Consider the following 24672-nt stretch of genomic DNA (forward strand, 5'->3'; position numbering starts at 1 on the left):
ATGCCGAGGCTGTGGAAGAACCGGCGGGCTATGGAAGGCGATGGCGCCATCGTCGTCGACGGCGCGCGCAAGGCCACCGGCGGGCGGTCGCGCAACCGGGTGGTGATGGCGATGGCCGTGCTCTTCGGCATCTACGCGGCCATCGGCGCGCGGCTGGTGCATCTCGGCCTGGTCGAGGAGGAGGTGGTCAACCTGCCGCAGAGCCGGGCGACGGCCTCGCGGCCCGACCTTGTGGACCGCAACGGCGAGGTGCTGGCGACCGACATCAAGACCGCTTCCCTGTTCGCCGAGCCGCGGCGCATCGCCTATATCGACGAGACCATCGAGAAACTGCAGACGGTGCTGCCGGACCTCGACTATGAGCAGGCCTACCGGCGGCTCGATAGCGATGCCGGATTCGTGTGGCTGCGCCGCCAGCTTTCGCCGCGCCAGCAGAGCGAGATCCTGGCGCTCGGCATTCCAGGGCTGGGCTTCCGCACGGAGAAGCGCCGCTTCTATCCCGGCGGGGCGACCGCCGCGCACATCCTCGGCCTCGTCAACATCGACAACCAGGGCATCGCCGGCATGGAGAAATATGTCGACGAACAGGGCCTCGCCGACCTGCAGGCGCTGGGCCTTGCCGGGCCGGACACGCTCAATCCGGTGCGCCTTTCCATCGATCTGAGGGTGCAGCACGTGCTGCACGACGAGCTCACGCAGGCCATGGAGCGCCACCAGGCCATCGCCGCCGGCGGCGTCGTCCTAAACGCGCGCACGGGCGAAGTGATGGCCATGGCCTCGCTGCCCGACTACGATCCCAACAACCCCTTCAACGCGCTCGAGAAGGACCGGCTCAACCGCATGTCGGCGGGCGTCTTCGAGATGGGTTCGACCTTCAAGCTCTTCACGACGTCGATGGCGCTCGATTCCGGCCTCGTGGGCATCAACGACAAATTCGACGCGACGCGCCCCTTGCGCATCGGCGGGCACACAATCCGGGATTTCCACGGCAAGGGACGCGTTCTGAGCGTGCCGGAGATCTTCATTTATTCCTCCAACATCGGCACGGCCAAGATGGCCGATGTCGTCGGCGTCGAGGGGCACCGGGAGTTCCTGAAACGGATCGGCATTCTCGATCGCATCGAGACGGAACTGCCGGAAGTCGCGCATCCCACCGAACCGGCGAAGTGGAAGAAGATCAACTCCGTCACCATCTCCTTCGGCCACGGCGTCGCCACAACGCCGCTGCAGACCGCAACCGCGGCGGCGGCGATGCTGAACGGCGGAAAACTCATTCCGCCGACCTTCCTGCCGCGCACCGAGGAAGAGGCGAACGCGATTGCCGAAAAGGTGATTTCCGAGGAGACCAGCGCCGCGGTCCGCTATCTCTTCCGCTACAACACGGAGAAGGGCTCCGGGCGGCGCGCCGAGGTGCCCGGCTACCATGTCGGCACCAAGACCGGCACGGCGGAGAAAGTGGTCAACGGCCGCTATTCCAACGACACGCGCTTCAATACGTTCATCGCCAGCTTTCCGGCCAATGATCCGGACTATGTCGTCTTCGTGGTTCTCGACGAACCGAAGCCGGAGAAGCCAGGCATGTCCGCGACCTCGGGCATAACCAACGCTCCCCTGGCCGGCAATATTATCCGCCGCACCGCGCCACTACTTGGCGTGCAGCCAGATTTCGGCCATGAAAGTGAGGCTTTGCTGGTTTCGTATCAGTGATTCCGGTAAGCCGAGGCTCGTGCGGCTGGCCGCAAAAAGAATTCTGGGGTGTGATGAAGCTGGGTGAACTTGCCGATATCTTGCCGCATGGCGCGGCACTATCCGACGATATGCAAGTCTCCGGTCTTTCATCGGATACGCGGCAGCTTTCCGCCGGCGACCTTTTTTTCGCCCTTGCCGGCGCCAAGGCGGATGGCGCGGCCTTCGCGGCGGAGGCCGTGCGCCAAGGCGCGGCGGCGATCGTCGCCCGGCCGGGTGCCGTGGGCACCGATATCGGTGCTCCGGTCGTCGAGGTGGAGGACCCGCGCCGCATATTGGCGCTGACGGCCGCCCGCCTCCATGCCGGCCAGCCGGCGACCATGGTGGCGGTGACCGGCACCAGTGGCAAGACCTCCGTTGCCTCCTTCACCCGGCAGATCTGGGAAGAAGCCGGGCTTGCCGCGGCCTCGATCGGCACCACCGGCGTCGTGGCGCCGGGACGCGAGGACTACGGCGAATTGACGACGCCGGATCCGGTGTCGCTGCACCGTCTGTTGAAGGAACTTGCCGAGGCCGGCGTCACCCACGGCGCCATGGAAGCCTCCAGCCACGGGCTCGACCAGCGCCGGCTCGACGGTGTCAGGCTCGCCGCCGGCGGCTTCACCAATCTCGGCCGCGACCACATGGATTACCACCCCACGGTGGAGCACTACCACCGCACCAAGATGCGCCTGTTCGACACGCTCCTGCCGAAGGGCGCGCCGGCCGTCGTCTTCGCCGACGATGCCTGGTCGGAGGCGACGGAGAAGGCGGTCCGCGACGCCGGGCTGGAGTTGCTCACCGTCGGGCGCAAGGGCGCGTTCCTGACGCTGAAGCGCGTCGAGCACGAGCGCCATCGCCAGCGCGCCGAGGTGGAGCACGAAGGGCTGATCCACGAGATTGACCTGCCGCTCGCCGGCGACTTCCAGGTGTCCAACGCGCTGGTGGCGGCGGGGCTTGCCATCGCCACCGGGCTTGCCGCCGACAAGGCCCTTTCGGCGCTTGAGCATCTCGAAGGCGCCTCCGGCCGGCTGGAGCTTGTCGGCACGGCGGCAAACGGTGCACAATGCTACGTCGATTATTCGCACAAGCCCGAGGCGCTGGAGAACGTGCTTCTCGCGGTCCGGCCCTTCACCACGGGCCGCGTTATCGTCGTCTTCGGCTGCGGCGGTGACCGCGACAGGCTGAAGCGGCCGATCATGGGCGAGATCGCCGGGCGGCTCGCCGACGTCGTCATCGTCACCGACGACAATCCGCGCTCGGAGGATCCCGCCACCATCCGTGCCGCCATCATGGAAGCGGTCCCCACGGCGAGCGAGATCGGCGACCGGCGCGAAGCGATCCGCGCCGCGGTCGCCATGCTCGAGACGGGAGACACGCTGGTCGTCGCCGGCAAGGGCCACGAGGTCGGGCAGGAGATCGCCGGCAGAAAGCATCATTTTTCCGATCACGAGGAGGTGCGGCAGGCACTTGAGGAGAAGGGCGCGTGAGGCTTCTTTGGGACAGCCAGGCGCTGGTGAACGCCACCGGAGGCCGCCCCTTCGGAAACCTGCCCGAGGGGGTGACGGGCATTTCCATCGACACCCGCACGCTGGAGCGCGGCGAAGCGTTCTTCGCCATCAAGGGCGATAAGTTCGACGGCCATCAGTTCGCCACCGCGGCCATGGCGGCCGGTGCCGGGCTCCTGGTCGTCTCGGAAGAGAAGCTGCCGGCACTCGGTCGCCTCGCCGTGCCCAAGGTGGTGGTGCCGGATGTGCTGAAGGCGCTCGAAGGGCTGGCGGCGGCGGCACGCGAGCGTACGCGCGCCAAGGTGATCGCCGTCACCGGCTCGGCCGGCAAGACGACCACCAAGGAGATGCTGCGGCATATGCTGGAAAGCGCCGGCAGCGTGCACGCCGCCGACCGCTCCTTCAACAACCATTGGGGCGTGCCGCTGACGCTCGCCCGCCTGCCGGCCGATTGCGACTACGCCGTCTTCGAGATCGGCATGAACCATCCTGGCGAGATCGAGCCGCTGACACGGCTGGTGAAGCCGCACATTGCCATTGTCACCATGGTGGCGGCCGCCCATCTCGGCTATTTCAAGAGCCTTGACGAGATCGCCCGGGCCAAGGGCGAGATCTTCTCCGGCGTGGTGCGCGGCGGCCATGCCGTCCTCAACCGCGACGACCAGCGCTGGAAGATCCTGTCGAAGATGGCCGGCGATGCCGGCATCAAGAACATCTGGGGCTTCGGCGAGAACGCGCGGGCCCAGTTCAGGCTCGTCAAGTGGGAGCCTCAGGAAGAGGGCTCGGCCGTGACGGTGAAGATCGCCGGCCAGGAACTGGCGGCGCGGGTCGGCGCGCCGGGGCGGCACATGGTGCAGAACGCCCTCGCGGCGGTCGGTGCCGGCTACCTGGCAGGCGCGGACGTCGCCAAGCTCCTTCTGGCGTTTGGGGATTTTTCCGCCGGGCCGGGGCGCGGCAAGCGCCACTTTCTGCGCCTCGATGCCGGCACCTTCACGCTGATCGACGAGAGCTACAACGCCAACCCCGCCTCCATGCGGGCGGCGATGCAGCTTCTTAGCAGCACACCGGTCGCCGGCGAGGGCCGGCGCATCGCCGTTCTGGGCGACATGCTGGAGCTTGGCCCGCACTCGGCGAAGCTGCACGCCGCGCTCGCGGACCTTGTTGCGGCCTCTAATGTCGACCTGCTCTACCTCGGTGGGGCGGAAATGAAGGCGCTGGCCGACAATCCGCCGGCCGGCCTCACCGTCGAATATCGCGAGGACGCGGAGAAGCTGCAGCCGCTCCTCCTCGATGCGGCAAGGCCGGGGGACGCGATCATGATCAAGTCATCCAAGGGCATCGGCTTCTCCAAGCTGGTCGAGGCCCTTCTCAAGCAATTTCCGGCGGCGACGCCGGCACGGATTTAGGAGGCGGGACGCCCGCCTGAGGGACTTTCATTATGCTGACGCTGCTCGTGGAATTCGCCGATGAATTCACCGCCTTCAACGTTTTCCGCTACATCACCTTCCGCACCGGCGGGGCGCTGATCACGGCCGCCTTCATCGTCTTCCTGTTCGGCCCGGCCATCATCAATTCGTTGCGTGTGCGCCAGGGACGGGGCCAGCCGATCCGCGCCGACGGGCCGCAAACCCATTTCAAGAAGGCCGGCACGCCCACCATGGGCGGGCTGATGATCCTCTCCGGCATCCTCGGCTCCACCCTCCTGTGGGCGAACCTTTCCAGCGTCTATGTGTGGATCGTGCTGATGGTGACCGTGGTTTTCGGCGCCGTCGGCTTCTACGACGATTATCTGAAGGTGACGAAGCAGTCGCATATGGGCTTTTCCGGCAAGATACGGCTGGCGCTGGAGTTTCTCATCGCCGGCCTTGCCGCCTGGCTGATCATGCGCGCGGGGCAGGCGCCTTTCTCCTCCTCGCTCACTTTCCCCTTCTTCAAGGAGTTCCTGCTCAACCTCGGCATCTTCTTCATTCCCTTCGCCGCCTTCGTCATCGTCGGCGCGGGCAACGCGGTGAACCTGACCGACGGGCTCGACGGGCTGGCCACGGTACCGGTGATGGTGGCGGCCGCCTCCTTCGGGGTGATCGCGTATCTTTCGGGCAATGCCATCTTCGCCGACTATCTGCAGATCCACTTCGTGCCGGGCACGGGAGAGCTTGCCGTCGTCCTCGGCGCGGTGATCGGCGCCGGCCTCGGCTTTCTCTGGTTCAACGCGCCGCCGGCCGCCATCTTCATGGGCGACACGGGGTCGCTGGCCCTCGGCGGTCTTATCGGCACCATCGCCGTCGCCACCAAGCACGAGATCGTGCTGGCCATCATCGGCGGCCTGTTCGTGATCGAGATCCTGTCCGTGATCATCCAGGTCGCCGTCTTCAAGATGACCGGCAAGCGCGTGTTCCTGATGGCGCCGATCCACCACCACTTCGAGAAGCTGGGCTGGACGGAGAGCCAGGTGGTCATCCGCTTCTGGATCATCGCCGTGGTCCTGGCGCTGATCGGGCTTTCGACGTTGAAGCTGAGGTAGTAGGTCCGGCTATGCGGCGCCCGTCATGATCCCCGCCTCTACCTTCGCCGGCAAGAACATCGCCGTCTTCGGCCTCGGCGGCTCCGGCATTGCCACCGCGCAAGCGCTGATTGCGGGCAGCGCCACCGTTCTCGCCTGGGACGACAATCCGGAGAGCGTCGCCCGCGCCGGGGAGGAAGGCGTCGAGACCCGCGACCTGCGCGCGGCGAACTGGAAGGATTTCGATGCCCTGGTGCTGGCGCCGGGCGTGCCGCTTACCCACCCCCGGCCGCACTGGAGCGTGGAGCTGGCGCGGGCGGCCGGCGTCGAGATCATCGGCGACATCGAACTCTTCGCGCGCGAGCGGCGGGCAAGGGCGCCCGATGCGCCTTTCGTCGCCGTCACCGGCACCAACGGCAAATCGACGACGACGGCGCTGATCGCCCATGTGCTGAAGGCGGCGGGGCGCGATGTGCAGATGGGCGGCAATATCGGCCGCGCCGTCATGACGCTGGAGCCGCCGACGGCGGGGCGCCACTATGTGGTGGAGTGCTCCTCCTATCAGATCGACCTGGCGCCGACGCTCGATCCTTCCGCCGGCGTCCTGCTCAACCTGTCGCCGGACCATCTCGACCGGCATGGGACGATGGAGGACTACGCGGCGATCAAGGAGAGGCTGGCCGCCGGCAGCGGCACGGCCATCGTCGGCATGGATGACGCCCACTGCCGCACTATTGCCGCACGGCTGGAACAGGCCGGGCGCAAGGTCACGCGGATTTCCGTCACGCAGACGCTCGAAGAGGGGTTCTTCGCCCGTGAGGCCGTGCTTCTGCGCGCCGAGGGCGGCAGGACCGAAAGGCTGTTCACGCTCGAAGGCATCGGCTCCCTGCGCGGTCGGCACAACGCGCAGAACGCGCTTGCCGCCCTTGCCGCCTGCCTTTCCTGCGGGCTCGCGGTCGAGGAGATCCGCTCCGGCTTTGAAAGCTTTCCCGGCCTTGCCCACCGCATGGAGCAGGTGGGGCGGCTCAAGCACGTTCTCTTCGTCAACGATTCGAAGGCCACGAACGCCGATGCGGCCGGACGTGCCTTGTCGAGCTTCCCGCGCATCTACTGGATCGCCGGCGGCCTGCCGAAGGAGAGCGGCATCGGCAGCCTGCGGCCCTTCTTCGGCCGCATCGCCAAGGCCTATCTGGTGGGCGAGGCGGCCCCCGCCTTCGCCGCCACGCTGGGGGAGGCGACGGATTACGAGATTTCGGGTACCATAGACGCCGCCGTCGAGCATGCCGCGCGGGATGCGGCGGGCGATCCCGCGGGCGAAGTCGTGGTCCTGTTGTCGCCGGCTTGTGCGAGTTTCGACCAGTTCAGGAATTTCGAAGTGAGGGGCGAGGCGTTCCGCAACGCGGTGCTTTCGCTTTCCGGCGTCGAGACACTCGGGGAGACCAGGGAATGATCAGCCGTACCGATCGCAGTCTTGTGGCCAATTGGTGGTGGACCGTCGACCGCTGGTTCCTCGCCGCCTTTCTCCTGCTCATGGGGCTCGGCGTGGTCCTTTCCTTCGCGGCGAGCCCGGCGGTGGCCGAGAGGATCGGCCTCGACAGCTTCCATTTCGTCACACGGCAGGTCATCTTCATGATCCCGGCGCTGGCGGTGCTCATCGGCGTCTCGTTCCTGGAGCCGCGCCATGTGCGCCGGTTGGCGCTCGTCATGCTGGTCGGCTCTCTGGTGCTGATGGTGGCGACACTGTTCATCGGCATGGAGGTGAAGGGCTCGCGGCGCTGGATCTACCTGTTCGGCATCTCCATCCAGCCGTCGGAATATCTGAAACCCGCCTTCGTCGTCATCTGCGCATGGCTCTTCGCCGAGCACGCGCGGCAGCCGGAAATCCCCGGCAACCTCTTCGCCATGATCCTGCTCGGTCTCGTCGTGGCGCTGCTGGTCGCCCAGCCGGACCTTGGCCAGACCATGCTGGTGCTCGGCACCTGGGGCGGGATGTTCTTCATCGCCGGCATGCCGTGGCTGTGGATTGCCGTGTTGGGCGCGCTCGGTGCGGCGGGCGCGGCCGCCGCCTATTCCCTCTTCCCGCACGTGGCCGACCGCATCGACCGCTTCGTCACCGGCGAGGGCGACACCTATCAGGTGGATATGAGCCTTGAGGCCATGACGCGCGGCGGCTGGCTGGGGCAGGGCCCAGGCGAGGGGTCGGTCAAGCGAATCCTGCCCGACAGCCATACCGACTTCGTCTTCGCCGTCGCCGGAGAGGAGTTCGGCCTCCTCATGTGCCTTGTCATCCTGGCGCTGTTCGCCTTCATCGTCCTGCGCGGGCTGGCGCTGGCCAAGCGCGAGAGCGACGACTTCACGCGCTACGCGCTTTCCGGCCTCGTCATCCTGTTCGGTTTGCAGTCGATCATCAACATGGCCGTCAACGTCCGGATGATGCCGGCCAAGGGCATGACGCTGCCCTTCATCTCCTATGGCGGCTCCTCGCTCGTCGCCATGGCGATCTCCATGGGCATCGTCCTGGCGCTTGCCCGGCGGCGGCCGGAGAAGCGGAAGCCCATGAGCTTCTCCAGCGTCTCCGGGCGGGCGGCGACGGCCGGTTGACGATGGAAGGCAGGACCGTCCTTCTCAGCGCCGGCGGCACCGGCGGGCACCTCTTTCCAGCCGAGGCACTGGCCCACGCGCTGCGCAAGCGCGGCTGGTCCGTGCACCTTGTCACCGATGCCCGCGCCGCACGCTTTGCCGACAGCTTTCCGGCCGAGGCCGTACACGCCGTCGATGCCGCCACCTTCGGCTCGCGCAACCCGCTCACCCTCCTGCGCAGCGGGCTCGCCATCTGGCGCGGCGTGCGCCAGTCTTCCGCACTGATCGCGCGGCTGAAACCCAGGGCAGTCGTCGGCTTCGGCGGCTACCCGACGCTGCCGCCCCTCTTCGCCGCTACGCGGCGCGGCGTGCCGACGATCATCCACGAGCAGAACGCGGTGATGGGGCGTGCCAACAAGGCGCTCGCCGGGCGCGTGACGGCGATCGCCGGCGGCTTCCTGAAGGCCGAGGGCCCTTTTGCTGAGAAGATCGTCGTGACCGGCAATCCGGTCCGCCAGGCAGTCCTAGACGTCGCCGACACGCCCTATGCCGCGCCATCGGAAGGGGAAGCGCTGCGCCTTCTCGTCTTCGGCGGCAGCCAGGGCGCGCGGTTCTTCTCCGACATGGTGCCGGAAGCGGTCGCGGGATTGCCCGAAACCTTGCGCTCGCGCCTCCTCATCACCCACCAGGCGCGGCCGGAAGATGAGGCGCGCGTCAGGGAGCGCTATAATGGACTAGGTGTCGCGGCCGAGGTTTCGCCCTTCTTCGCCGACCTGCCGGCGCGCATGGCGGCAAGCCACCTCGTCGTCGCCCGCTCGGGCGCCTCGACCGTGCTCGAACTCTCCGTCATCGGTCGGCCAGCGATCCTGGTGCCGCTGCCGCACGCCCTTGACGACGATCAAGGCCACAACGCACAGCTTCTGGTGGACGTGGGTGGAGCGCTGATGAGGCGGCAGCCGGACATCACCGCCGAGAGCCTTGCCGGCGACCTTGCGGCGCTGCTCGGCGACGGCGGGCACCTTGCGGCCATGGCCGTGGCGGCGCGCGGTATCGGCCGGCCCGATGCCGCCGCATTGCTTGCCGACCTGACAGAGGCTATTGCGTCGGGGCAATCGGCAGCCACTATGAGAGAGGGAGCGGACGCATGAAGATGCCGCAGACAATCGGGGTCGTGCATTTCATCGGCATCGGTGGCATCGGCATGAGCGGCATCGCCGAGGCGCTCTTCACGCTCGGCTATCAGGTGCAGGGCTCCGACCAGGCCGAAAACGCCAATGTCGTGCGCCTGCGCGAGAAGGGCATCGAAGTCTTCGTCGGCCACAAGGCGGAGAATCTCGGGGCAGCCGAAGTGGTGGTCATCTCCACCGCCATCAAGCGCGACAACCCGGAGCACAAGGCGGCCCGCGAGCGGCTTCTGCCCATCGTGCGCCGTGCCGAGATGCTGGCCGAGCTCATGCGTTTCCGCCAGGCGGTCGCCATCGGCGGCACGCACGGCAAGACGACGACCACCTCCATGGTCGCCGCCCTTCTCGATGCCGGCGGGCTCGACCCCACGGTCATCAACGGCGGCATCATCAACGCCTATGGCACCAACGCCCGCATGGGCAAGGGCGACTGGATGGTGGTGGAAGCCGACGAGAGCGACGGCACCTTCCTGAAGTTGCCGGCCGAGATCGCCGTCGTCACCAACATCGATCCCGAGCATCTCGACCACTACGGCTCCTTCGACAAGGTGCGCGAGGCCTTCCGCCAGTTCGTGGAGAACGTGCCGTTCTACGGCTTCGGCGTCATGTGCATCGACCATCCGGAGGTGCAGGCGCTGGTGCGCCGCATCGAGGACCGCCGCGTCATCACCTACGGCGAGAACCCGCAGGCCGACATCCGCTTCTCCAACCACCGCATGGACGGGGCGGTGTCGGTCTTCGACGTGACCATCCGTGGCCGCAAGGCAGAGACGGTCGAGACGATCGAGGGCCTGCGCCTGCCCATGCCCGGCCGGCACAACGTGACGAATGCGGTTGCGGCGGTCGCGGTCGCCCATGAGATGGGCATCTCGGCCGAGGACATCCGCAAGGGGCTGTCCGCCTTCGGCGGCGTCAAGCGGCGCTTCACGCAGACGGGCACCTGGAACGGCGTGCAGATCTTCGACGACTACGGCCATCACCCGGTCGAGATCCGCGCCGTGCTCAGGGCCGCGCGCGAGGCCACGAGCGGGCGCATCATCGCCATCGCCCAGCCGCACCGCTACACGCGCCTCAGCGACCTCTTCGACGACTTCTCCTCCTGCTTCAACGATGCCGACACGGTGCTGGTGGCGCCCGTCTACGCGGCGGGCGAGACGCCGATCAACGGCATCTCCTCCGAAACGCTGGTGGCGAGCCTGCGGGCGGCCGGCCACCGCGACGCCCGCTTCATCGAAGGGCCGGAGAAGATCGCGCCGCTGGTGCGCGCCATCGCCAAGGAAGGCGATTTCGTCGTCTTCCTGGGCGCCGGCAACATCACCCAGTGGGCCTATCTACTGCCCGAGGAGCTCTCATCATGAATGGTGAGGAACTCGTCAGGAAGCTCGGCACCCGGCTTGCCGGCCTGCGCGGCAAGCTTACGCCCGACGCCGGCATGGACAAGATCACCTGGTTCCGCGCCGGCGGCGAGGCGGAAGTCCTGTTCCAGCCGCAGGACGAGGAGGACCTCGCGGCCTTCCTGCGCGCCGTGCCGGAAGAGGTTGCGATCACCGTCGTCGGCATCGGCTCCAACCTCCTGGTGCGCGACGGCGGCCTGAAAGGCTTCGTCGTGCGCCTGTCGACCAAGGGGTTCGGCCAGGCCGAGGTGATTTCGCCGACGCGGATCAGGGCCGGGGCGGCGATCCCCGACAAGCGGCTTGCGGCGGCCGCGCTCGAAGCGGGCATCGGCGGCTTTCATTTCTATCACGGCATCCCCGGCGGCCTGGGCGGTGCGCTGCGCATGAACGCCGGCGCCAACGGCGTGGAAACGCGCGAGCGCGTCGTCGAAGTGCGGGCGCTCGACCGCAAGGGCGACCTCCACGTTTTGACGAACGAGGACATGGGATACGCCTATCGTAAATCCTCCGCGCCCGCCGGCCTCATCTTCACCTCGGCGGTGATGGAGGGCTACGCGGAAGACAAAAAGGCCATCCGCGCGGCGATGGACGCCGTACAGCACCACCGCGAGACGGTGCAGCCGATCCGCGAGAAGACCGGCGGCTCGACCTTCAAGAACCCGGAAGGCACGTCGGCCTGGAAAGAGATCGACAAGGCCGGCGGCCGCGGGCTGATGATCGGCGGAGCGCAGATGTCGCCCATGCACTGCAACTTCATGATCAACACGGGGACGGCCACCGGCTACGATCTGGAGTTCCTGGGCGAGACCGTGCGCGCGCGGGTGCTGGAGAATTCCGGCATCCACCTCGAATGGGAAATCAAACGCATCGGCGCCTTCAAACCGGGCCACGCGATCGACCCGTTCCTGGGGCAGCTGCTTTAGCTTCCCGTTTGTACGGGATCGCTGGCATACCCCACAAGGGCTATGGGATTCCATATCGTGGATGGGAAGGCGCCGGCGCTGCGGCCGGCGGCTCCTCGCCCCCACGAATGTGGGGGAGAGGTGGCCCCGCGTAAGCGGGGTCGGTGAGGGGGAGATGGCGCCGCCTTTTCCATCCGCGCCCGTCTCGATCCGACAAGGCACCACCCGCGGGCAACACTGTGCAAATGGCGCTGCCGAGCCGGCCCCCTCACCGTCTTGGCCTACGGCCGATACACCTCTCCCCCACGTGGTGGGGGCGAGGAGTTGCCGGCCGCAACGCTACGCCTTCCCGTCCAAAGGGAGGGATTGAGGGTAGGGGTCCGGCGACGCCGGAAGGAATGCGCCCTTTTACGATCACATTTTGCAAATTTACCGAAAATTTGAATCCAACGGAATCTCAAGGCCTTGCCACTGAATCAACTCTCTGATTCTTTGGGCATAAGCTTTCCTGATTTGAGTCGGCGGTGTTTGCGCCAGGGGGCTTCTCTGGAGCGAGGGGAATGGATTCGTGAAGACGCCGAACCGGCAAGGGCCTGAGAGAGGCACCGGTAGATGAAGAAGAAGCACGTGGCCGTGTTGATGGGCGGGTTCTCGTCCGAGCGGCCGGTCAGTCTTTCTTCCGGTACCGCCTGCGCCGACGCCCTGGAGGCGGAGGGCTACCGCGTGACGCGCGTGGACGTCGACCGCGACATCGCCCGCGTGCTCGGCGACCTGAAGCCGGATGTCGCCTTCAACGCCCTGCACGGGCCCTATGGCGAGGACGGGACCATCCAGGGCGTTCTGGAATACCTGGCCATTCCCTACACGCACTCCGGCGTGCTCGCCTCGGCGCTCGCCATGGACAAGGATCTGGCGAAGACCATTGCGCGGGCGGCCGGCATCCCCGTTGCGCCCTCGCGCATCGTCAACCGTTTCGAGATCGCCGATACGCATCCGATGGAGCCGCCCTATGTCGTCAAGCCGGTCAACGAGGGATCGAGCTTCGGCGTCGTCATCGTGCGCGAAGACCAGTCGCACCCTCCGCAAATCCTCGGCTCGGACGAGTGGGGATACGGCGAAAAGGTGATGGTGGAGCGCTACGTCGCCGGGCGCGAGCTCACCTGCGCGGTGATGGGGGAGAAGGTGCTCGGCGTGTGCGAGATCGTGCCGGTGGGGCATTCCTTCTACGATTACGATTCGAAATACGTTCCGGGTGGATCAAAACACGAATGCCCGGCAAAAATTTCACCGAATATTTACCAAAAAATACAGACACTCTCCCTTACTGCGCACGAGGTGCTCGGCTGCCGGGGCGTGAGCCGTTCCGACTTCCGCTACGACGACCGTTTCTCGGAAGAGGGTGAGCTGGTCTGGCTCGAACTCAACACTCAACCGGGCATGACGCCGACCTCCCTGGTGCCGGACATCGCAGTCGAGGCAGGAATTGGATTTGGTGGATTGTTGAGTTGGATGGTGGAGGACGCGTCGTGTTCGCGCTGAGGTCGGATAAGGGCGGTCGCCCGGGCGAGGCCGGCCTGGTGCTGCCGCGGTGGCTGCGTCGCCCGGCGCGCATGCTCCAGCGTGTCGATATCGACCGCATCGAGCCGCCGCGCTTCGCCGCGACGATGGCGACCTGCGTCCTCTTTGCGCTCGCCGGGCTTTATGGCGGGCTCAAGGGCGGGCATATGGACGAGGTTGTGCGGGCAGCCACGTCGCGCGTCGGCTTCGCCATCGAGGATGTCGATGTGCGCGGCAACCACCATGCCTCGGAGATCGACGTCCTGCAGCAGATCGGCCTCGACGGCTGGACGTCGATGGTGGGTTTCGACGTGCGGGCGGCGCGCGAGCGCATCGCCGAGCTTCCCTGGGTCGAGCGTGCCGAGGTGCGCAAGGTCTATCCGGCGACGGTCGTGGTGAACATCGTCGAGCGCGAGCCCTTTGCCCTGTGGCAGCAGGGAAGCCGGCTCTCGGTGATCGAGGAGGACGGCGATACCATCGCTCCGTTCTACGGCGGGCGTCTGGCGGGGCTGCCGCTGCTCATCGGCGCGGGCGCCAACGGGGCCGGACCCGCCTTCATCGAAAAGGTATCGCGGGTGCGCGGGCTTGACGGACGCGTGCGCGCCTATATCCGCGTTGCCGATCGGCGGTGGGATCTGCGGCTCGACAACGGCATCACCGTCAAGCTGCCGGAAAACGGCTTTGAGGCGGCGCTGGCGGAGGCCTCGCGGCTCGATGCCGAATATGCGCTTTTCGCGCGCGATATCGAGGCTATCGACCTGCGCCTGCCCGACCGCGTGACGGTGGCGCTGACGCCGGATGCGGCGGAAAAGCGCAACGCGGCGTTCGAGGAACTGATGGACCGGCGCAAGAAGGGAGCCAGGATATGAGCTGGCTTCTGGGCGATCGCAACGCCGCGCAGCGGCGTTCGGGCATCATCACGGTCCTCGACGTGGGGTCGAGCAAGGTCTGCTGCATCATTGCCCGCCTGCTGCCCAGCGAGGGCGGCAGGGCGCTGCCGCACCGCACGCACCGCATCAAGGTGATCGGCATCGGTCATCAGAAGTCGGAAGGCGTGAAGTCGGGCGTGATCGTCGATCTCGAACGCGCGGAGCAGGCGGTCCGCCTCGCCGTCGACGCGGCGGAGCGGATGGCGGGGCTGACCGTCGATTCCCTGATCGTCAACGTTTCGGCCGGCAGGCTGAAGAGCGAGACGGCCTCGGCCACCATCAATCTGGGCGGGCACGAGGCGGCCAAATCGGACGTCAACCGCGTGCTTTCTGCCGGCGCGCGCCAGGCGCTGCGCGCCGAGCGCGAGGTCGTGCATTCGCTGGCCGTCGGTTTCTCGCTCGATTCGGAGCGCGGCATCCGCGATCCGCGCGGCATGGTGGGCGATACGCTGGGCGTCGACATGCATGTGGTGACGGCCGATAGCGTGCCCTTGCGCAATCTGGAGCTTTGCATCAACCGCGCGCACCTCTCGGTCGAGCGCATGGTGGCCACGCCCTATGCCAGCGGCCTTGCGGCCCTGGTGGACGACGAAGCCGAGATGGGGGCCGCCTGCATCGACATGGGCGGCGGCTGCACGACGATCTCCGTCTTCGTCGACGGCAAGTTCGTGCATTCGGACGCGCTGCCGGTCGGCGGCAATCATGTGACCATGGATCTTGCGCGGGGGCTTTCGACGCGCCTTGAGGATGCCGAGCGGCTGAAGGTCATGCATGGCTCGGCGCTGCCGGCCAGCGCGGACGACCGCGACGTCATCGCCATCCAGCCCATCGGCGGCGAGGAGAGCGAAGGAAGCCTGCAGGTGCCGCGCGCGGTGATGACACGCATCGTACGCGCCCGCGTCGAGGAAACGCTGGAGATGGTGCGCGACCGGCTCAACCGCTCCGGCTATGGCCATCTGGTGGGGCGCCGCGTTGTGCTGACGGGAGGCGCGAGCCAGCTTGCCGGCCTGCCGGAAGCGGCGCGGCGGCTTCTCGGCCGCAATGTGCGTCTTGGCCGGCCGCTCGGCGTGAAGGGCCTGCCGGAAGCGGCCAAGGGGGCGGCTTTCGCAGCCCCCATCGGGCTCCTGATCTATCCGCAGGTGGCGGATTTCGAAAGCCGCATCTCCAAGGGCGGCATGTTCACACGCGCGACGGGGACCGGGGGACGGTTGCAGCGCGTCAGTCAGTGGTTGCGTGAGAGTTTTTGACGGGGGATGGGCCCCACAACTATGGCCGCGGCGGCGAGGCGGCGGACAAGGCGGAAAGGACGAGGAAATGACCATTAACCTGCAGAAGCCGGACATTACCGAGCTGAAGCCGAGGATCACCGTGTTCGGTGTCGGCGGCGGCGGCGGAAATGCGGTCAACAACATGATCACGGCAGGCCTCGACGGCGTCGAATTCGTGGTGGCCAACACGGACGCCCAGGCGCTGACCACCTCCAAGGCCGAACGGATCATCCAGCTCGGCGCGGCGGTGACCGAGGGGCTCGGCGCCGGCTCGCAGCCGGAAGTCGGCCAGGCCGCCGCCGAGGAGTGCATCGACGAGATCATGGATCACCTGTCGTCGACCCATATGTGCTTCGTCACCGCCGGCATGGGCGGCGGCACGGGCACGGGGGCGGCTCCCGTCGTGGCGCGCGCGGCGCGCGAGAAGGGCATCCTGACCGTCGGCGTCGTCACCAAGCCGTTCCACTTCGAGGGGCAGCGGCGCATGAAGACCGCCGACGCCGGCATCGAGGAACTGCAAAAGTGCGTCGATACCCTCATCGTCATTCCGAACCAGAACCTCTTCCGTATCGCCAATGACAAGACCACCTTCGCCGACGCCTTCGCGATGGCCGACCAGGTGCTCTACTCCGGTGTCGCCTGCATCACCGACCTGATGGTCAAGGAAGGCCTCATCAACCTCGACTTCGCCGACGTGCGCTCGGTGATGCGCGAGATGGGCAAGGCCATGATGGGCACGGGCGAGGCTTCCGGCGAGGGCCGCGCCATGGCGGCGGCCGAGGCGGCGATCGCCAACCCGCTGCTCGACGAGACCTCCATGAAGGGCGCCAGGGGCCTCTTGATCTCGATCACCGGCGGCCGCGACCTCACCCTCTTCGAGGTGGACGAGGCGGCGACGCGCATCCGCGAGGAGGTCGATCAGGAGGCCAACATCATCCTCGGCGCCACCTTCGACGAGGATCTGGAGGGCGTCATCCGCGTCTCCGTGGTTGCCACCGGCATCGACAAGTCGGCGGCCGAGATCTCCTCGCCGCCCACCGCTATCCGCCAGCAGCCGCGGCCGATCCAGCCGCAGCACAGGCCCGAGACGCGCACGGAGACACCGCAGCCGCAGGCGGCGCGCGAGGTGGCGACGGCCGAGGCCGAGGAGGACCCGGTCGCCGAGGCGATCCGCGCGGCCGAGCAGAACGCGGCGCAGTCGCAGGGCGGCTTCCGGCCGCAGAGCAAGCTCTTCAAGCCGGCCGCGCAGCCGCAGCCCGAGCCCGCTCCCCGGCCGGCAGCGCCCGTTGAGGCGGTCGCTCAGCCGCAGCCGGCGCCGGCCCAGCCGCGCATGCCGCGCGTTGAGGATTTCCCGCCGGTGGTGCAGGCCGAGCTCGAGGCAGGCCGCCATGCGGCCCCCGAGGAGCAGGAGGAGCGCGGCCCGGTAGGCCTGCTCAGGCGGCTCACCCACGGCCTTTCCCGCCGCGAGGAGGAAGAGCCCGCAGCCCAGCCGCCGGAGCCGCGGCTGCGCCAGCCGGAGCCGCGCCGCGCGGCCGGCAGCGAGAGCCAGCTCTACGCGCCGCGCCGCGGACAGCTCGACGAGCACGGCCGTGTGGCGCAGCAGCAGCCGCGCGCAGCGCAGGAAGACGACCAGCTGGAAATCCCCGCCTTCCTCAGAAGGCAGGCGAACTGAGTCGGCCACAGGTGTTAACGGATGGTAAGGGCGGGTGCTGCGGCGCCCGTCTGCGTTCATAGAAAAAACGATTTCAAAACAAATAATTACGGGTCGAATGCAATGCCGCTATACCGTAACATAGGGTAAGAAAGCGTGATTTGGCGTCGCCCAACCGGAACATTATCTTCCGCCGCGAACAGTTGCGGAGCCAAGGGCGTTATTGGGGCTAGTCCTGCTTCGTTGAAAGGACCGCCCGCACGGAAAAGGCGTGCGTGTGGTTGGGGGCGGGACAATGGGGATTGAGTTGCTCGAATACCAAACCACGCTTAAGTCGCGTTTTAGCCTGTCCGGAATCGGCGTCCATAGCGGAAAAGCCGTAACCGTCCACTTCAGCCCGGCAGAGCCCGACACGGGCATCGTTTTCCAGCGCGTCGACGAAGAGGCCTCGGGCCGCGTGATCCGCGCGCTGGCGGCCGAGGTCGGCGAGACGGACCTTTGCACCGGCCTCGGCGATCCGGCGGGCGACCACGTGGCCACCGTCGAGCACCTGATGGCCGCGCTGTCGGCCATGGGCATCGACAACGTCGCCATCGAGATCGACGGCGGCGAAGTGCCGATCATGGACGGCAGCGCCAGCGCCTTCGTCGAGGCGTTCCAGCAGGCCGGCATCGAGACGCTCGCCAAGAAGCGGCGCTATATCCGCATCGTCAAGCCGGTCCGCATCGACATCGGCAGCTCCTGGGCCGAGTTCCGGCCCCATGACGGCACCCGCTTCGAGATCGAGATCGACTTCGACAGCCCGGCCATCGGCCGCCAGTCGCTGTCCGTCGACCTCAACGCCGAGGTTTTCGCGCGCGAGGTCGCCCGCGCCCGCACCTTCGGGTTCATCAAGGATGTCGAGCGGCTGTGGGCGGCCGGCTACGCGCTCGGCTCCTCGCTGGAGAACTCCGTCGTCATCGGCGAGGATCATCGGGTCATCAATATGGAAGGCCTGCGCTACAAGGACGAGTTCGTCCGCCACAAGATGCTGGACGCCGTGGGCGATCTGGCGCTGGCCGGGGCGCGCTTCATCGGCTGCTTCCGCTCCTACCGCGGCGGCCACCGCCTCAACGCGACCGCGCTCAGGCATCTCCTCACCGACCGTTCGGCCTTCGAGATCGTCGAGACGGCACGGCGCGAGCGCGGCCGCGGCGCCGAGATGGTCGCCGTCAACGCGCCGGTCTACGCGCCCTGGATGCTCTGATCCTTTCGCCCCAGGGCGGGATGATGTGGGGACAAGGGCCTTTCTGTCCTCCCTTGCCACAAAAAAGTGCCATTGCACCTCGATAGCGTTGCCGCGCGCGCCGTTTTTGCATTAAGAGTGCGTGCATTATTTCTGTTCAGAAAAACGCCGGAGGGGCGACCCGCGAATGTTCCTTAGACGCGCTGCCAGCACCGATCGCCGGCCTCGGTTCTCTTCACTGGTGATCGCCGCAACGGTCACACCGCTTCTCTTGACCGCCTGCAACGCGGAAAAGGACCTCGATCTGTCGACCTATGTCGAGCAGACGGAGCCGGCCGACGCGCTCTACAATCAGGGCCTTGCCAACCTGAACTCCGGGCGCATGAAGGAGGCGATCGCCAAGTTCGAGGCGGTCGATCGGCAGCATCCCTATTCGGAATATGCCCGCAAAGCGCTTCTGATGAGCACCTTCGCCAACTACAGGCAGGGGCAATACCCCGAGGCCATCAACAACGGCAAGCGCTACGTCACGCTCTATCCCACGAGCGAGGACGCCGCCTACGCGCAATATCTGACGGGGCTCAGCCACTTCCGGCAGATCCGCGAAGTGACGCAGGACCAGAGGGACGCGCGCCTGACCATCGAAGCCATGGAGCAGGTGGTACAGCGCTGGCCCGATTCGGAATATGTGGCCGATGCCCGGGAAAAGATCCGCTTCGCCAACGATCAGCTCGCCGGCAAGGAGATGCAGATCGGCCGCTACTATCTGGAGCGGCGCGAGTATATCGCCGCCATCCGGCGCTTCCGCGGCGTTGTGGAAAACTACGGCAACACCCGTCACGTGGAGGAGGCGCTGGCCCGCCTCACCGAATCCTACTACGCCATGGGCGTCGCCTCGGAAGCGCAGACGGCGGCGGCCGTGCTGGGGCACAACTACCCCGAGAGCGATTGGTACAAGGATTCCTACGCGCTGCTGCAATCGGGCGGCCTGGAGCCGCGCGAGAACACCGGCTCCTGGATCTCCAGGGCCGCATCCCTCATCACGGGAAGCTAATCGCGCAAATCGATGCTCTCGCACCTTTCGATCCGCGATATCGTCCTGATCGAACGGCTCGACATCGACTTTTCCTCCGGGCTGTCGGTGCTGACGGGCGAGACGGGGGCGGGAAAATCCATCCTGCTCGATTCGCTCTCCCTGGCGCTCGGCGCCAGGGGTGATGCGTCGCTGGTGCGTCATGGGGCGGCCCAGGGGCAGGTGACGGCGGTCTTCGACCTGCCGGCCGCGCACCCGGCGCGCGAATTGCTGCGCGAGAACGCGGTCGACGAGGAGGGCGATATCGTCCTGCGCCGCGTGCAGACGGCCGACGGGCGCACCCGCGTCTTCATCAACGACCAGCCGACCAGCGTCGCCCTGATGCGCCGGCTCGGCCATGCCCTGGTGGAAATCCACGGCCAGCACGACGAGCGCGCGCTGGTTGACACGGCCGCGCACCGCGACCTGCTCGACGCCTTCGGCGGGCTCGGGCTGCGTGCCGAGGCCGTGCGGGCGGCATGGCGCGCCTGGCGCGAGGCCGAGCAGGCGCTTTCCCGCCACCGGGCGAAGGTGGAGGCGGCCGCGCGCGAGGCCGATTTCCTGCGCGCGTCGGTGGAGGAGCTTGCAAAGCTCGACCCGCAGCCGGACGAGGAAACGGCGCTGGCCGACGAGCGCGCGCAGATGATGCGCGCCGAGAAGACCGCCTCCGACATCGCCGATGCACAGGAGGTGCTTTCCGGCAACGCCTCGCCGCTGCCCACCCTTGCCAGCCTCCTGCGGCGGCTGCAGCGCAAGGCGCAGGAGGCGCCGGGGCTTCTCGAAGAGATCATCACCTCGCTCGACGAGGCGCTCCTGTCGCTCGACGCCGCGCAGGGCGCCGTCGACGAGGCCATGCGCGCCGCCGAGTTCGACCCCCAGCGCCTCGAGCAGGCGGAGGAGCGGCTCTTCGCCCTGCGTGCCGCGGCACGCAAGCACAACGTCACGGTCGACGACCTCGCCGCCCTGCGCGACCGCATGGACGCCGACCTTGCCGACCTCGACGCCGGCGAGGAGCGGCTGGGGCTCCTGGAAAAGGAAGCGCGGGCGCGCCGCGAGGCCTATGACGGCGAGGCGAAGCTGCTTTCGCAGGAGCGTCGCCATACGGCCGAGGCCCTGGTCGAGGCGGTGATGGCCGAACTGCCGGCGCTGAAGCTCGAGCGGGCGCGCTTCATCGTCAACATCGACAGCGAGCCCGACGACCGCATGGAGGAGGGCATCGACCGGGTGGAGTTCTGGGTCGAGACCAATCCCGGCACGCGGCCCGGCCCGATCATGAAGGTGGCGTCCGGCGGCGAACTGTCGCGCTTCCTGCTCGCCCTCAAGGTGGCGCTCGCCGACCGGGGCTCCGCACCCACCCTCGTCTTCGACGAGATCGACACCGGCGTCGGCGGCGCGGTGGCCGACGCCATCGGCCAGCGCCTCGCCCGCCTCGCAAGCCGCATCCAGGTCCTCTCCGTCACCCACGCCCCACAGGTCGCCGCCCGCGCCCACACCCACTACCTGATCGCCAAGTCCGGCGGCCTCGACCGCGTGACCACCGGCGTCGCCGTCATGGACGCCGCCTCCCGCCAGGAGGAGATCGCCCGCATGCTCGCCGGCGCCACCGTCACCGACGAGGCCCGCGCGGCGGCCGAACGGCTGTTGCGGGAGAACGCGGCGGCGGAGTGAAGTGGGGAAGGCCGCATTCAGGCGAGCCGGCCTGAACATGCAGGGGGCCCCGCCATCCCCCCAGCACCAACCGGTGCACATTCCCGCTCTCGCTCATCTCCACCCGGTCGAACGCCCAGCCCAGCCGCTTCAACTCCGCCGCCAGCGGCGGCAGCGGCCGCTGCATGCCTGTCAGCACCTGTCAGGAATGTTTTCCTATACCCATTCACGCCCCTCCCGACCCGTGCGATAATCCCGCCTGAAGAATGGAGGAGGCAGCCATGGACGGAACTGCGGCAATCGAGCGGGATCGCGTGGCGCTGAAGCGCATCGTGGCTTCCCTCGTGGCCATGGCCGGGCCGGCCGTGGGCCCTCATCCTGAGGCGCGGGCCGAAGGCGAGCCGCGAAAGACCCTGCCCCGCCATCTCTGGCGCGCCATCCTCCGCCTGTTGCGCCCGACTGAGGCCGCCGCGCGGCGGCTGATCATCGCCGCCGCGCGCGGTCTCACCGTCTGTCTGCCGCCCCCGCGCAAACAGAGGCCCGCAAGCCCGGTGCCGCTCCTGCGCAGCCTCGGCATCGCCGTGATGGCCTCGCCCGCCGACCTGGCCGCCGCAGCGCGCAGAGCGAGGGCGGAAGCCAGGCGCGCCGCCGTGCCCGCCCGTCCGCGAAGCGTGAGCCTGCCGCTCTTCGACCCGCTGCCGCATACCCCGACGCAGGACCGCCGCCATGGGCCGGCGCACGCCGTCCCGCGCATCCTGTTTCCCGGCGTCACCGAGCCGTCTCCCCTCCCGCAGCCGCCCTCCCGCGACGATCCCGTCAGCGCCGCGCGTCTTGGCCAGCGCCTCGCGGCACTCGCCGCCGCCCTTGACGACCTGCCGGGACAGGCCATGCGCTTTGCCCGCTGGAAGGCGCGCCGCGATCTGGGGCTTGTGCGCCGCACCGCACCGCTGCGCGGCGGCCGCCCGCCCGGCGGCCGGCTGTCCCGCTTCGACCCGTCCGACGCCTACCGCCCCCGCAATATCCGCGAGGTCGACGAGATCCTGGCGTACGCCCATTCGCTGGCCCTCTACGCGCTGGAGAGCCCCGATACCTCATGACGCGCGGCGCGGACGCATTCGGAAAGTCGAGCATTCCAACGAGCCAGACGGGGCAAGATCCGGGCGTGGTAGTGAGGAGTGCTGGCCGAAGGTCAGGAAAAGCCAATGGTGAGCTTGCGAACGCTTTTCCAACGACGAATGCCCGGAGCCATAGCGGAGGGCGACAGGCTCAGGATGGGAGTGAAGGCAAGGCAAGGATGATGCGCGGGAGTGAACAGGATGACCGTTAGGATGAGGCAGGTGCCGGCATCGAGCGACTTGAGACAGACGCCCGAAAAGCCATATGTTGGCGGCCCGACCGAATCCGGACCATCGCCCATGACCACAGCCACGATCCCCGTTGAAGACATGACGGAGGACCAAGCCAAGGAAGAACTCGCCCGCCTTGCACGCGAGATCGCCGAGCACGACCGGCGCTATCACGGTGAGGACCAGCCGGCGATCTCGGATGCCGAGTACGACGCGCTGCGCCGGCGCAACCTCGCCATCGAGCAGTTTTTCCCGCATCTCGTCCGCGAGGATTCGCCCTCGCGCCGGGTTGGCGCGCCCGTGTCGGAGAAGTTCGAGAAGGTGCGGCACAAAGTGCCGATGCTTTCCCTCGACAACGCCTTTTCCGACGAGGACGTGGTGGAGTTCGTGGCGCGTATCCGTCGCTATCTGAAGCTCGAACCGCACACGCCCATCGACATGACGGCGGAGCCGAAGATCGACGGGCTGTCCCTGTCGCTGCGCTACGAGAAAGGGCGGCTCGTCTCGGCCGCCACGCGCGGCGACGGGCAGGTGGGCGAGAACGTGACGGCCAATGCGCGCGCGGTCGCCGATATCCCCAACGTTCTTGCCGGCGACCACCCGGACGTGATCGAGGTGCGCGGCGAGGTCTACATGACGCACCGCGACTTCCTGGCGCTCAACGCGCGCCAGGAGGCGGAGGGCAAGCAGACCTACGTGAACCCGCGTAATACGGCCGCCGGCTCGCTGCGCCAGCTCGACCCCGCGATGACCGCCGCGCGGCCCTTGAAATTCTTCGCCTATGCCTGGGGCGAGGTGAGCGAGATGCCGGCGCCGACGCAGATGGGGATGGTGGAAGCGCTGAAAAGCTACGGCTTCCGCACCAACGAATTGATGCGCCATTGCGAGACCGCCACGGGGCTTCTGGCGCACTACAAGGCCATCGAAGAGCAGCGCGCCACCTTGAGCTACGACATCGACGGCGTGGTCTACAAGGTGGACGACCTTGCGCTGCAGCAGCGGCTGGGCTTCGTCTCGCGCAGCCCCCGCTGGGCTATCGCCCACAAGTTCCCGGCCGAGAAGGCGTCGACCATCCTGCGCGGCATCGACATTCAGGTCGGCCGCACCGGCGCGCTGACGCCGGTGGCGCGGCTCGAGCCGGTGACGGTGGGCGGCGTGGTGGTGACAAACGCCACCTTGCACAATGCCGAGGAGATCGAGCGGCTGGGCATCAAGATCGGCGATACGGTGACCGTGCAGCGGGCGGGCGACGTCATCCCGCAGATCCTCGGCTACGTGCCGGAGCGGCGGCCGAAGGATGCGCAGGAGTTCGTCTTCCCGACCGTCTGCCCGTGCGAGTTGAAGACGCCGGTGGTGCGCGAGGGCACGGCCGGCGGCGGGGAGGGCGTGGTGCGGCGCTGCTCGGGCGAGTTCGCCTGTCCGTTCCAGCGCATCGAGCACCTGCGCCACTTCGTCTCGCGCCGCGCCTTCGATATCGAGGGGCTGGGCGAGCGGCAGATCGAGTTCTTCTTCAACGACCCGGACCTGTCCGTCAAAAGCCCGGCCGACATCTTCGCGTTGGCCGGGGAAAACCTGGAGAAGCTCAAGGACAAGGAGGGGTGGGGCGAGGTCTCGGCGGCCAATCTCTTGGCGGCAATCGAGGCGCGGCGCACCATCCCGCTCGACCGCATGATCTACGGGCTGGGCATCCGCCATGTGGGCGAGCGCACGGCGGTAACGCTGGCGCGCGCCTACGGCTCCTGGCAGGATTTTCACGATGCCGCCCTTGCGGTGGCGGCGGGGGATACCGCCGCGCGCGAGGAGATGGACGCGCTGGAGGATATCGGCGATGCGGTGATCGATGCCGTGTCCAACTATTTCGCCGAGGAGCACAACCGGGCGGTGGTGGAGGCGCTGGCCGCGCAGGTGGACGTCGAGGACGCGGAGCGGCCGGTGATGGATTCACCCGTCGCCGGCAAGACCATCGTGTTCACCGGGGCGCTGGAGCGCATGTCGCGCGACGAGGCCAAGGACATGGCCGAGCGCCTGGGCGCCAAGGTGGCCGGCTCGGTATCGAAGAAGACGGACCTGGTGGTGGCCGGACCGGGCGCGGGATCGAAGCTGAAGAAGGCGGCGGAACTCGGCGTCGAGGTGATCGACGAGGACGCCTGGTTTGCGCGAGTGGGCGGACAGGATTAGAATCTT

At 67.6% G+C, this 24672-nt stretch carries 19 protein-coding genes; 18 read left to right on the forward strand and 1 reads right to left on the reverse strand.

Annotated elements, in window-relative coordinates; all coding sequences use genetic code 11:
* The 17 genes from GPJ75_RS11135 to GPJ75_RS11215 all read left to right on the forward strand — a co-directional run bounded on the left by GPJ75_RS11135 (position 1) and on the right by GPJ75_RS11215 (position 22239).
* Positions 1-1707: a peptidoglycan D,D-transpeptidase FtsI family protein gene (locus tag GPJ75_RS11135; RefSeq protein ID WP_163268281.1), complete on the forward strand. Its 1707-nt coding sequence runs from the start codon at positions 1-3 to the stop codon at positions 1705-1707.
* 53 nt (positions 1708-1760) lie between these two features.
* Complete coding sequence (locus GPJ75_RS11140; protein ID WP_163268078.1) at positions 1761-3215, forward strand: UDP-N-acetylmuramoyl-L-alanyl-D-glutamate--2,6-diaminopimelate ligase; 1455 nt, start codon at positions 1761-1763, stop codon at positions 3213-3215.
* Positions 3212-4639 (forward strand): UDP-N-acetylmuramoylalanyl-D-glutamyl-2,6-diaminopimelate--D-alanyl-D-alanine ligase, encoded by a 1428-nt coding sequence (locus GPJ75_RS11145; protein WP_163268080.1) that lies wholly within the window; start codon positions 3212-3214, stop codon positions 4637-4639. Before GPJ75_RS11140 ends, GPJ75_RS11145 begins: the two co-directional genes overlap by 4 nt.
* A 32-nt stretch (positions 4640-4671) precedes the next feature.
* Positions 4672-5754: a phospho-N-acetylmuramoyl-pentapeptide-transferase gene (gene mraY, locus GPJ75_RS11150; protein ID WP_163268082.1), complete on the forward strand. Its 1083-nt coding sequence runs from the start codon at positions 4672-4674 to the stop codon at positions 5752-5754.
* Between the two features lie 25 nt (positions 5755-5779).
* Complete coding sequence (murD, locus tag GPJ75_RS11155) at positions 5780-7183, forward strand: UDP-N-acetylmuramoyl-L-alanine--D-glutamate ligase (protein ID WP_163268084.1); 1404 nt, start codon at positions 5780-5782, stop codon at positions 7181-7183.
* Complete coding sequence (ftsW, locus tag GPJ75_RS11160) at positions 7180-8334, forward strand: putative lipid II flippase FtsW (protein ID WP_163268086.1); 1155 nt, start codon at positions 7180-7182, stop codon at positions 8332-8334. Before murD ends, ftsW begins: the two co-directional genes overlap by 4 nt.
* A gap of 2 nt (positions 8335-8336) precedes the next feature.
* Positions 8337-9461: an undecaprenyldiphospho-muramoylpentapeptide beta-N-acetylglucosaminyltransferase gene (gene murG, locus GPJ75_RS11165; protein ID WP_163268088.1), complete on the forward strand. Its 1125-nt coding sequence runs from the start codon at positions 8337-8339 to the stop codon at positions 9459-9461.
* Positions 9458-10855, forward strand: a complete 1398-nt coding sequence (gene murC / locus GPJ75_RS11170) for a UDP-N-acetylmuramate--L-alanine ligase (RefSeq protein WP_163268090.1) — start codon at positions 9458-9460, stop codon at positions 10853-10855. The genes murG and murC overlap by 4 nt, the downstream gene beginning before the upstream one ends.
* Positions 10852-11814 carry a UDP-N-acetylmuramate dehydrogenase gene (gene murB, locus GPJ75_RS11175; protein ID WP_205602506.1) on the forward strand — a complete coding sequence of 321 codons (963 nt, stop codon included), beginning with the start codon at positions 10852-10854 and terminating at the stop codon, positions 11812-11814. Before murC ends, murB begins: the two co-directional genes overlap by 4 nt.
* Before the next feature lie 591 nt (positions 11815-12405).
* Positions 12406-13332, forward strand: a complete 927-nt coding sequence (locus GPJ75_RS11180; protein WP_163268092.1) for a D-alanine--D-alanine ligase — start codon at positions 12406-12408, stop codon at positions 13330-13332.
* On the forward strand, positions 13320-14219 hold the full coding sequence (locus tag GPJ75_RS11185; protein WP_246249024.1) for a cell division protein FtsQ/DivIB: 900 nt from the start codon (positions 13320-13322) through the stop codon (positions 14217-14219). The genes GPJ75_RS11180 and GPJ75_RS11185 overlap by 13 nt, the downstream gene beginning before the upstream one ends.
* Positions 14216-15526, forward strand: coding sequence for a cell division protein FtsA (gene ftsA, locus GPJ75_RS11190; RefSeq protein ID WP_163268096.1), 1311 nt, complete (start codon positions 14216-14218; stop codon positions 15524-15526). Before GPJ75_RS11185 ends, ftsA begins: the two co-directional genes overlap by 4 nt.
* A 67-nt stretch (positions 15527-15593) precedes the next feature.
* Positions 15594-17219, forward strand: a complete 1626-nt coding sequence (gene ftsZ, locus GPJ75_RS11195) for a cell division protein FtsZ (RefSeq protein ID WP_163268098.1) — start codon at positions 15594-15596, stop codon at positions 17217-17219.
* Between the two features lie 274 nt (positions 17220-17493).
* Positions 17494-18444 (forward strand): UDP-3-O-acyl-N-acetylglucosamine deacetylase, encoded by a 951-nt coding sequence (gene lpxC / locus GPJ75_RS11200; RefSeq protein WP_163268100.1) that lies wholly within the window; start codon positions 17494-17496, stop codon positions 18442-18444.
* Between the two features lie 166 nt (positions 18445-18610).
* Positions 18611-19477 (forward strand): outer membrane protein assembly factor BamD, encoded by an 867-nt coding sequence (locus tag GPJ75_RS11205; RefSeq protein WP_163268102.1) that lies wholly within the window; start codon positions 18611-18613, stop codon positions 19475-19477.
* 12 nt (positions 19478-19489) lie between these two features.
* The gene (recN, locus tag GPJ75_RS11210) at positions 19490-21163 is read left to right on the forward strand and encodes a DNA repair protein RecN (protein ID WP_163268104.1); all 1674 of its coding nucleotides are present in this window, start codon (positions 19490-19492) and stop codon (positions 21161-21163) included.
* A gap of 260 nt (positions 21164-21423) precedes the next feature.
* Positions 21424-22239, forward strand: coding sequence for a hypothetical protein (locus GPJ75_RS11215; RefSeq protein WP_163268106.1), 816 nt, complete (start codon positions 21424-21426; stop codon positions 22237-22239).
* Positions 22240-22331: 92 nt separating this feature from the next.
* On the opposite strand, the gene GPJ75_RS11220 is transcribed toward GPJ75_RS11215, so the two are convergent.
* Complete coding sequence (locus GPJ75_RS11220; RefSeq protein WP_163268108.1) at positions 22332-22571, reverse strand: hypothetical protein; 240 nt, start codon at positions 22569-22571, stop codon at positions 22332-22334.
* Between GPJ75_RS11220 and ligA the strand changes: the two genes are divergently transcribed.
* Positions 22558-24666, forward strand: a complete 2109-nt coding sequence (ligA, locus tag GPJ75_RS11225; RefSeq protein WP_163268110.1) for an NAD-dependent DNA ligase LigA — start codon at positions 22558-22560, stop codon at positions 24664-24666. The two genes, GPJ75_RS11220 and ligA, sit on opposite strands and share 14 nt — an antisense overlap.
* Positions 24667-24672: the final 6 nt, after the last annotated feature.

The sequence above is a fragment of the Chelativorans alearensis genome (assembly GCF_010993735.1).
Taxonomy (GTDB): Bacteria; Pseudomonadota; Alphaproteobacteria; order Rhizobiales; family Rhizobiaceae; genus Chelativorans; species Chelativorans alearense.